The organism is Microbulbifer okhotskensis (assembly GCF_023895975.1).
GTDB lineage: Bacteria > Pseudomonadota > Gammaproteobacteria > Pseudomonadales > Cellvibrionaceae > Microbulbifer > Microbulbifer okhotskensis.
The window spans coordinates 1-9,821 of record NZ_JALBWM010000128.1; the positions used below are offsets into that span (position 1 = coordinate 1).

Below are 9,821 nucleotides of genomic sequence, written 5' to 3' on the forward strand. Positions count from 1 at the left end.
CAATAGCTGTATTGATGTCAATTTTATTCAGTGTCATCGACTGCTAGACAGGAGGCTTTAATATTGCTCTATTGTCTCATGAATATATTTTTTGGGGAATTTTGTATTTAGTGCTGAATAGTTACATGAAGTCATTGTTGAGATATCTTCTCCAGTTGGGTAGCCCAAGTATTTTCGGCAGATTCTGCCCGAATCTGGTCACTAATAGCGGGCGCCTAAATTTGGCATCGTTAACTTTGGGAGCGTTTCTGGGAGCTTTTGTCCTTAATGATTCTATTGCTGGAAGGGGAATTAAAAATATTATTCTCAGTGGATCGTTTTCTGAATGTGCATTAATTGATGGGCTTCGGAATTGAATGCAGGATGCAGGTTTGATGAAGGTCTCCAAGGTGACGATTTAAGTGGTCGTTGCCTCATTATGCACGGTGGTACTATATGTGCTTAACTATTTTGTTCTGATTGGATTTTTACTGAATTTGTGTAAAATTGCGGTTGAAGTTGTAGTAATTGTGGTCAAGGTAATTGCAATATAATTCCAGGAGTTTTTTTTGATTCGTGCTCTAGTGTTTCTAAGTCTATTTGTGAGCGGGTGTACAACGGCGATGTGGGAAACAGAATATGAGAAAGTGGAAATAGAAGGTTTCTATGTTAATCCTAAAACCAATGACTTGATTGTTGCAAGCGGTGACACCGCCTATATTTTCCCAGTTGAGAAGAGTTTTGCAAATGCGTTAAATCTCACAAGAAAAACAGCTTTTCATGCGTTTTTTCAGGATTTTTCCGTTAACAAAATGGGGCAGGTAACGGGTGTTGTAACTTTAAATTTTATCCAGCCAAATCCATACACTCAACCAGCCCCAAGTCAATCCATGCTAGCGGAGCTTGATGCTCTCGGATTCAGGGATGATGATATGCCCAATAGCTTGAGACTCTCATCGAGCTTAAATGGTAAAATGTACACTATAGAAGGCGAGTTACCGTTAGAGAAGCTAGAAAATAAGTATGTAGTTTGGGTTGCGCAGCCCCGGACATTAATCGAGAAGGCAGGTAAGCTTGTCGCAACTCCAGTGACTGTAGCTTACGATACCGTAGTAGCCATCCCTAGCAATCTGCTACTGATCACAGCTCTAGTATTGGGAGATGGTAGCAATTTTTATGCTCGCTGATTTATATCTGTAGTGGTATTAAGGTCTTGATCCGACATAAAAGTTCTACTGTCAGATGCTGGGTTAAAGATCAAATTGCGTTAAGTCAGCAAATAACTAAGAGTTCAAAGTGAGGTGACGGTATTTGTTATTCAGTGAGCTCGAGAATAAAAGCCGCACCGTTAACGGATTTTTCTATATTTTAGGCTAGGAGGATTCTTTTGGCGGCGCTAAGGCCTCGACTGGTGGTAGTTGCGGGCCCATCCAGCCAATGATCGATAATCTGGTGGGCAAATTCGCGTCTTTGTGGTCCACTGCGGCCTTCGGTCAGCTCACCCAGCACCCAGTGATTGTGTGCGATCCAGGTATCTCGTGCAATTGACCGTACGTGTTGGTTTGCTTCGCAAAATAGCGGCAGTGCTGCTGTCAGGTCGCTGGGTTGACGTAGGATTTCTGTAGAGATAGCGGGATTCCCCTGCGTGTTCCACCAGCGTCGGGCGCTTTCAGGGTCGTGACCAAACCTTTGTTTAAAAGACTGCGTAAAGGGGCTGAGGAACGGCCAGTTACCACCACCCAAAATACGCTCAACAATCTCTTTAGTGCTTGCCCGGTCACCAAAATTCTCCGGGTCATAAAGTACTCGATCCTTCGCTGCAGCGTGAATGGGGCTGGTGGCATCTGCAGTGACTCCTGTTTCTGCTGGCAGGGCTGCGGCGGCAATGGGGAGTAGGGAGGGTGCGCCCAAACCCAAGCAGTGAAATCTTTCCAAGCTGGTACTGTGATCTCGATAACCATCTGCGATGCCTTTTACTATCTGGGCCAAGCGCACATAGCGGCGTGGAACTGGCCGTGTCAGTTTAAATGAGGCTCTGCCACTAACGAAAAAATCTGTTGCGTTCAGATCTCCACAAACGCCTGCAAGCCCCATGGCTGCTGAGGTAACCCCCGCATCAGCGGCCAGCTTCCCAGCATCGCGGGCAGTGTTGTAGTCCATCGCGCTGAGAACCGCATAAACGGTTGTGTCTTGGCATAGAGGGTTTTCCGCTACCTTTTGCCAGAGCCTTAAGCTGCGGCGATTGCGTGCGGCGATACGCTCCACCGTCCAACCCGTGATTTCCCGCTCCAAGTCCAGGGCTACTAAACAGGTACTGGCAAAGTCCTCCTGGGCGATCAGGTCGGTGGGATTCATCTTGAGCTGACGCTCAATCAGCTGCTTGGGATCGATAGATTCTGAGCGTTCGGTGCAATCGGTGAGAACCGATTCAGCCAAAGTGTCGGCCTGTTTACGCAACTTTATCGGAACGTCCCGGCCACGGGGAAGATGGCCAAGCTGGCGGCGTAGTATTTTAACTTCGCGGGTGATTTCCCGTGCCCTGCCGGAAAACTGAGCAATAACCGAGTCTATGAGCTGCTTTGTGCCGTTATCGGCAAAGAGGGGCAAGCCCCTGTTGCGTACCTCAACAGCCAGTTGCAGGTTAGGATTTGTTATACGGTGGGCGGATAGCAGGTAGCCATCGGCTGAGATATGATGGCTGGCGAAGGCATCCAGGGTTTGACGGCGTAAGTTGGCGATAAATTGCATTGAGTCAACTACCTGAGTGGTGCTCCTCCGTGGAGCGTATGAGAGCAGGACTTCCACTCATCAAGTAAGGCATGCATATCCTCCAGCTCAATTTCAAGTTCCAGTGCGATCTGTTCAAAGGCATCCCATGCCGCAAAAACATCGGGGTGAGTTTCTATGCACTCAGCCACTGCGTGATCCATTGCGTCGATAGGGAAATCCATTTCATCTTTTTGATGCAGATTGGGGAGGTCGGGAATGGCGGTCTCCAGACATTCACTGCGCACGGCCTCCTTGGCAGCGTGCCACTCGGCTTTTGCCAGTTCCGCCATCGCCATTAGTACATCTAACTCCAACAACTTAATTTCAACACTTTCCTGTTCTGATAAGCAGCCGTCATCCGGTGGCATGGTGACTCTCCTGTTAACGTATCAGCGGGGTAAAGAGCAGTTCTGCAGCACCCTGAGAATCTACAATACCCTCTTCAGAACTATGAGCCCCAAGTGACCAATAAAGATTTGCATTGCTTCGCCAGGGTTGGAACCAGCGGCTCGCCAGACGCATGAAGGCGATATCGAAACTGGTTTTGCCTAAATCGGCCAGTGATAATGCGTCCACTTCTACGGCTTCTCTTCCACTTAGCAGGCTTGAGCTCTTGTTAAAAATACCGCTCAGCCTACAAAAGGCACCTTTAGTGACACCGGCGTGAGGGAGGTGAGAGAAGCGAACCACAGCATTCGCTTCGGCATCACTGGAGGGGTCCTGTAGCTTCAGGTGGCTCAATAGCATGCCGCCTTCCTGGGGAGGGGAGGAGACTTCTTTTACAAAACCACGGATTTCAACAAACTCCCCATCTAGGTCATTATTGAGCTTGGCGAGTTCCACATTTTTACCGTTGGGTAGCCTTGTGGTAAACGTCATGGAAGTGATATTTTTCTGAAGGTTCTTGATATCTTTTGGGGTGTCTAGGCCATTGGTGCTGGCGGCGAGCCGATAGCAGGCTACATGGCTGGCAATCGCTTTGCGGATAAGAAAGTGGGTGTCGACTGCAATATCTCCAAGTCGCTCTGCCAGGCCACCGCTATTTCTTTGCAAAAGTGATTGGATAACATTTTGTATAGCCGCCGCCGCTCCTGCGAGTGATGGTATCTTTCGCTCGATTTCACCAGCGAACAAAATAGAAGTGTTTGTGATACTTTTTGGGTCACCTACCAGGAGTGCGCTATAAATTTGCTTTTGCCAACCCTGCAGAAAATCGGAAAATCCACGGGTGACGGATTTTACTGCGGTGATATCTTCAGCAGCAAATTCAGATTTATGCCCTCCCACCTTTAAGGCGTTATTAAACTGAGCGTGTACCAACGCCATCAGGCCTCGACAAAGGCATGTACTGACCGCATCAATACCACTATCCAGGCCTGGATTTATGGGTTTCTTTTTATTGGGGAGGTAGGCATCGAGAAAGTTGATGTTCTCTATTTCACCACTCGCCAGGCTTTCCATTGATGTCTGAATATCAGCCCTTGTTTCTATACCTGCCAATCTTGCACGTAATTTTTCGACCATGCTCTCAGGAACTTCCGTGCCGAGCATTTCTTCAGTCTTTACTAAGAGTCTATCTAGTCGGTCATTGGTATCACTCTGTAGGAGTTTTTCTTGCAGGTTAGCGACAAATTGTTCACGACTATCACTAATGGCAATACCGCGTAATACAAATAAAAACTCCAAGCCCATTCGATGATCAATTTGTTGAAGCTTGAAGGTATTGTCGGCGCGGCACTGTAAGTTGCGAAATTCGGCGTATCCTATCCCCAGGCATCGGCGCGCTTGTTGCTCCAGTTGGCTCCAAGAGAAGCTCAGAAGCGATTTTTGAATGGATAGCGCCTCTGTAAATAGCCTGTGGTGGGCAGGTTGCTGAACGCGATAAGCTGGCAGTAAATCGAACTGTGATCTTAATAGAGATGAATAAGTCTCACTGGGGCGCACACTGGGCTGTGGCATCCAGGCCTCCTTGAGTCGCTGGTTGAATCAAATTTTCTCAGCTCGGGAAAGGGTATAGTAGTAAATCACAGAGTTTTTGCTATTTGCATTCTTGGGGTGGGAGCTTTTTCTTATTGTTGCCTTGTGATAATTAAAAACGCGACAATTAATCGCCGATCTTAACCCTGACGCTTAAAGCTCATGAATTGGCCACTTGATTCGGCTCATTGTGAGTGCAGTCTTTGGGTTTGTGTAATAGAGCTATTTTTACATCCAAAAGCGTAAAGTCATATGCGTCAACCTGCAAATAGTCAATTTTACTCTTGCTGAAGAGACTTTGAGTGATGAACTTACCGGTCTGTCTGTTCACAAAAGATGAGTGCTTTATAGTGAGTGAACCCATGACAAGACAGGGAAGTGTTTAGAGTGGAGTGAAGGGCTCTTGCCTGACAATTATAATTTGGGGGTTGGTTTGTTTTTTTTGTCCACTAACGTTAACTGGAGGTTATTCTGTATGTAATGAGAGGCTGGCAGTTTTTCATGGATTTTAAGCGTTGAAAAATATCACTTGCGAAAAGGTTTTTGTCCAGAGTGATAGAGATTTTCAGGCCTGGAGCTGATGCATATTTTTCTGTATTTTCTATTCAGAATTAAAATTGATGATTCAGGGCTCTCGCTTATCTGACCTTTTCTTCGATAGAGGCGAGGCTGGGAATGGTGAGGGGTTCTGCTATCCAGTATTGATTTGGCTTGAGATGGGCTGAGCGCTGCTTTGGAGGTGTGAGTACGGTGGGATCAATTAGAGTTTTATGCTAAAAGACAGTTTGCTAAACAGCCTGAAACCCTGTGGCTGATTGATAGCGGACCGAGACAGGGCTAGGTGGGCTAAAGATCCTATGAGTGATTGCCCCTAGTCAACCCACCAGCGCAATCTCTGCGAGGTGAATTGAGGGAGTTACCTTGAGGTATGGGCCTATGTGGTTACCTGAGGTAAGCTGCTGGCTGTTTTGTAAAAAATAATGCTTGGCTTGGAGGCCATTATGGGATTGGTATTTGGCAATTGATTATTCTTCTGACATTGGCTTTTGCATTTTTTGTGCCCGTGGTACATGTTCTAGCTTCCAGCCGCTCCCACAGCGGAGCTAAGCTTGGCTGGCTCCTTGCTGCGCTGCTGTTTTCTTGGCTTGCTTACATTATATTCCTGATCGTCACTCAGCCAGCCAAGGATGCCCAAACCCCACCTCAAAAGGTGGGGCCCCCGCCAATGATATTTTAGTCCTCGGAGTATTGTTTGCGAGTGGTTTTGATTGATTTATTTGGTTTTTTCATTGGGTGCCTCTGTTGCGTGGTTTATCCCTTAAAAGAGAATCCGCTGTTGGTGGGCAGGATCAGCACTACATCGCTTACGCAAATGGGTCAACCGGTGAAGTCTCCGCAAGAGTTATAATTGGGGTGGTTTAAAGAAAATGCTGAGATATTTTGGGCTGAAGCCACTTCGGGTATATAAACGAAGTATACTTGCGGGCTGGTATTAGGGGTCGCGCTTTACACGAGCGAAGATATAACTGAGGAGTCGGGTGCGGTAATTCCACACGACCGAGTCTTTTCGGGGCGGTTAGGGTGACCGACTATCCTGCCACTACTGTGATGAAATTACTTATCAATCACAGATTCATGGAGTATATATGAAATTATTAGTACGTAATTTAGATCGCTCAACCACAGAAGATGAGCTGGGTGAATTATTTAAGGCGTTCGGAAACGTTCAATCTTGTAATTTAGTCATTGATCAGGTGAGCGGTAATTCTAAAGGTTTTGGATTTGTTGAAATGCCCAAAGTAGGTGAGGCAAAAGCTGCAATCAAAAATCTGAATAACACAACTATCGGTAGTAATCAGGTACGAGTTAAGAAGGCTGATTAGTAAGTGCATAACATGTGATGAGTGACGGAAGTGGTGCAGGTCCTCGACCTTATACACCCCCGCTAAGGCAATTTCTACCGTCTCACGCCAAGCCGGCGGCAGCTCCGCCGGTACCTCCTGATCATCGAGTTCCACGTTCTAAATTAGAAATGGCACTAGCTCCAGTTGCTCAGACAGCTACGCTACCGTTATTCCTTCCTCCTTTCTCCTTCCTTGCTCTCGCGGGCGAGTGCATTGTATTTATATATATATATATAGATCTAAGCGCTAAGAATAATGCCTCCCTCCCTATTTGGCATGGCTTCCCCTTGCCAGAAGATGGCCACTAAGAAGCCACGCCAAGATTGCCTGATTATCAGCTAGCTCTGCAGCTGCAATCCTGCTTAGGCTCACTGGTGATTCATTGCAAAACTTTGGGGTTTTGGCTGAAATCTGCAGGTGGTTGATCGATCACTTAGTGCCAGTCATGCTGACGGTTGCCCTTGATGGGGTGGAGAGTAGGCCTGCAAATCATGGAGTGGGTGAGGACACCTGCTGTAAGCCAATAAAAAGCACCCATCGATCCCTACCTGTGGAGGGGAAGGTTAATTATTCGGGGAGTGGTTGGTGCTGTGCCTGGTATTTTTGGGGGCGATGGAGAGGAATGAGGTCATATAATGCGTGAAAGAACATGGGCTAATTAGGTGTTGATGAGGGGCGGTAAAGGATGCTAGCGATATGGTGTTGGGTAGGGATTCACTTCACTCGCTGATCTCCGACCTGAGCGAGATCCTAAACTCAAATCTCCCCGTCCGTAAACGAAAGAGCCCGGCATAAAGCCGGGCTCTTTCTTCTGTATGGCGGTGGGGCAGTCCGCCTATGGGGCTTCCATGTCAATCCTATAAATTCCACTTAAAGCCAGTAAATACGCGGTCTTCCGGGGGTTTTTCCTTCCAATTATTTCCAAACTTAAACTATGAAATCCGTGGTAAAGTGGGGGATAAAGTGGGGGATCGGAAGTCAGCACGGAGGATATATGGGAAAGCTAACCGTCAAGGAAATCGAAGGGTTTACAACCCCTGGGAAGTATGATGATGGAGACGGTTTACGACTTGTTGTCGGTGCCTCAGGAGCTAAGAGATGGGTCTTACGCTATCAGCTCCACGGGAAGCGCCGAGAGATGGGGCTGGGAAGCTTGAAGGACGTGAGCCTGAAACAGGCTAGAGTGGAAGCTGGAGTTCAAAAGGGGTCCATTTTACGCGGGCTGGACCCTTTAGAGGAGCGTCGGCGCGCCGAGCTGGAGCTGAAGGTCGCTGCTCAGGGGCAGAAAGCTAAGACTGTAATGTTTAGTGATATGGCTGCTGACTACATAGAGTCCCATCGTGGAGGGTGGAAAAGCGCCAAACATGCGCAGCAGTGGGAAAACACTCTCAAACAGTACGCATACCCAGTGATAGGGGATAAGGCCTCTTGCGATGTTTCCACTGATGATGTGCTGGAGATATTGAAACCAATTTGGCTAGAGAAGCCTGAAACGGCAAGCCGGGTCCGCAACCGGGTTGAGCTAGTCCTGGATGCAGCAAAGGCGAGAGGGCTTCGAGAGGGGGAAAACCCGGCGCGCTGGCGCGGCCACCTGGATAAGCTGCTTCCGAAGCGCTCCAAGGTGCGACAAGTGAAACACCATAGCGCGCTACCCTGGATGGAGTTGCCCGAGTTTATGCAGGAGATTTCTAAGCGGGAAGGGTTGGCATTTAGGGCTATGGAGCTAACCATTTTAACCGCAACTCGTACAAGCGAGGTTTTGGAGGCAACTTGGAGGGAGATAGACTTTGGGATTGGGTCGTGGACGATTCCTGCGGAAAGGATGAAGGCGGGCAAGGAGCACCGGGTACCGCTTTCTCCACAGGTGGTGGCCTTGCTGGAATCGATACCGCGCATTGATAACAGTCCGTTTCTCTTCCCTGGCCGAGACGAGGGGCGACCGCTTTCGAATATGGCCATGTTGATGGCGTTGCGCCGGATAGGCCGTAAAGACCTAACTGTTCATGGGTTCAGGTCAACCTTCCGCGACTGGGCTGGCGAGACCACACCCCACCCTCGTGACGTATGCGAGCAGGCATTAGCTCACAGCCTTAGTGACTCCGTAGAGGCTGCATACAGGCGGGGAGACCTGTTCGAGAAAAGGAAGGCGTTGATGGCGGACTGGGCTAATTATGTTACTACCGCTCCCACTGGGAATGTAGTTCTGATAGGGGCGCGGAAGCGACCTTAATTGGCTGGAGGCGCTGCTAAGCAGCACCGTCCAGCTTCTCATCAATCCATGCCTCGATTTCTCTGCTATCCCATCCAACAGCGCCGGGCCCGATGCGTTTCTGCTTGGGAAACAGCCCTTCTTGAACCATTCGGTAAATGCTACTGCGCTTGTAGCCGGTGACCCTCTCAACCTCACGCAAACGCAAAATACGGCGAGGTGTTTTCATGTCTCTACCCATTAATTCTTGATGGTTCATCTTTTGCCCCTCAAATTGCTACATATTTGGAATTACAAAAAATCAATTACGCCGCCACCTTTGCCTGATTAACTTTGCGAAATTCAATAACCCATACCCAGGGGTTTTGATCCCAGCCGTCTTTGCCATAAATGGATTCCAAAAGCGCCCCATATGCATCTCTGGCTGACTCACCGCAAATTGGTGTGGGCCACGGTCCACAGTGATACATGACAGTTTTAGTTAGCGGTGTTTGCAGGGTTGAATTAAGAATCCCTTCAGCTATAGCGTCTTCTTCGCTGATATCCTGAATACGCTCGACGCTTACACCAGTTATCTCTAAGGTGATACGGCTGGCCCAGCGGGGCATGTGGACTGATGGCTTCCATTTTATGGGTTGCCCCATCCCGTTGCAGTCATAACAGTGCACGGCATCTGGTTTTGAGGCTCGATAGACGATCTGTTCATGTGGCGCGCCTCCCAATGAGCGAACCTCATAACCAAATGTCTCACGCACCCATAGGCGGCCACCGGGTTCACCGTAGGGGCAGTCAATATCTACATACCTGCTTTGCCAGGCACTGTTGATCTCCTGATATAAGGAGCGTCCGGGAGGCAAGCCACCAATTTGCTTGATAGCCTGCTCATCGTTTACGCCATTAAATGGCTGCGGTTTTATTGGCCTGCGCATCTGGGTTTTACGGCCATCCAGAATTGCACGCACCATATCTCCATTAAATAAAAT

8 protein-coding genes are annotated in these 9,821 nt (G+C 48.4%); 3 read left to right on the forward strand and 5 right to left on the reverse strand.

Annotated features, from left to right (window positions below):
- Positions 1–548: 548 nt before the first annotated feature.
- Complete coding sequence (locus MO867_RS18720) at positions 549–1,166, forward strand: hypothetical protein (protein ID WP_252471977.1); 618 nt, start codon at positions 549–551, stop codon at positions 1,164–1,166.
- 181 nt (positions 1,167–1,347) lie between these two features.
- Here the strand turns inward: MO867_RS18720 and MO867_RS18725 are convergent, their stop codons facing one another.
- The 3 genes from MO867_RS18725 to MO867_RS18735 are packed head-to-tail and all read right to left on the reverse strand — an operon-like array spanning position 1,348 to position 4,707.
- Positions 1,348–2,727 (reverse strand): hypothetical protein, encoded by a 1,380-nt coding sequence (locus MO867_RS18725; RefSeq protein ID WP_252471979.1) that lies wholly within the window; start codon positions 2,725–2,727, stop codon positions 1,348–1,350.
- Positions 2,728–2,735: 8 nt separating this feature from the next.
- The gene (locus MO867_RS18730; RefSeq protein WP_252471981.1) at positions 2,736–3,116 is read right to left on the reverse strand and encodes a hypothetical protein; all 381 of its coding nucleotides are present in this window, start codon (positions 3,114–3,116) and stop codon (positions 2,736–2,738) included.
- A gap of 13 nt (positions 3,117–3,129) precedes the next feature.
- The gene (locus MO867_RS18735) at positions 3,130–4,707 is read right to left on the reverse strand and encodes a hypothetical protein (protein WP_252471983.1); all 1,578 of its coding nucleotides are present in this window, start codon (positions 4,705–4,707) and stop codon (positions 3,130–3,132) included.
- Positions 4,708–6,371: 1,664 nt separating this feature from the next.
- On the opposite strand from MO867_RS18735, the gene MO867_RS18740 reads away from it, so the two are divergent.
- Positions 6,372–6,608 carry an RNA recognition motif domain-containing protein gene (locus tag MO867_RS18740; RefSeq protein WP_252471985.1) on the forward strand — a complete coding sequence of 79 codons (237 nt, stop codon included), beginning with the start codon at positions 6,372–6,374 and terminating at the stop codon, positions 6,606–6,608.
- A gap of 1,015 nt (positions 6,609–7,623) precedes the next feature.
- The gene (locus MO867_RS18745) at positions 7,624–8,859 is read left to right on the forward strand and encodes a tyrosine-type recombinase/integrase (RefSeq protein ID WP_252471987.1); all 1,236 of its coding nucleotides are present in this window, start codon (positions 7,624–7,626) and stop codon (positions 8,857–8,859) included.
- Between the two features lie 16 nt (positions 8,860–8,875).
- Here the strand turns inward: MO867_RS18745 and MO867_RS18750 are convergent, their stop codons facing one another.
- Both MO867_RS18750 and MO867_RS18755 read right to left on the reverse strand, forming a co-directional pair.
- A complete protein-coding gene (locus tag MO867_RS18750) occupies positions 8,876–9,097 on the reverse strand; it encodes a helix-turn-helix transcriptional regulator (RefSeq protein WP_252471990.1) in 222 nt (73 codons plus the stop codon).
- 46 nt (positions 9,098–9,143) lie between these two features.
- A partial coding sequence (locus MO867_RS18755; protein ID WP_252471992.1) for an ASCH domain-containing protein occupies positions 9,144–9,821 on the reverse strand: 678 nt, incomplete at its 5' end.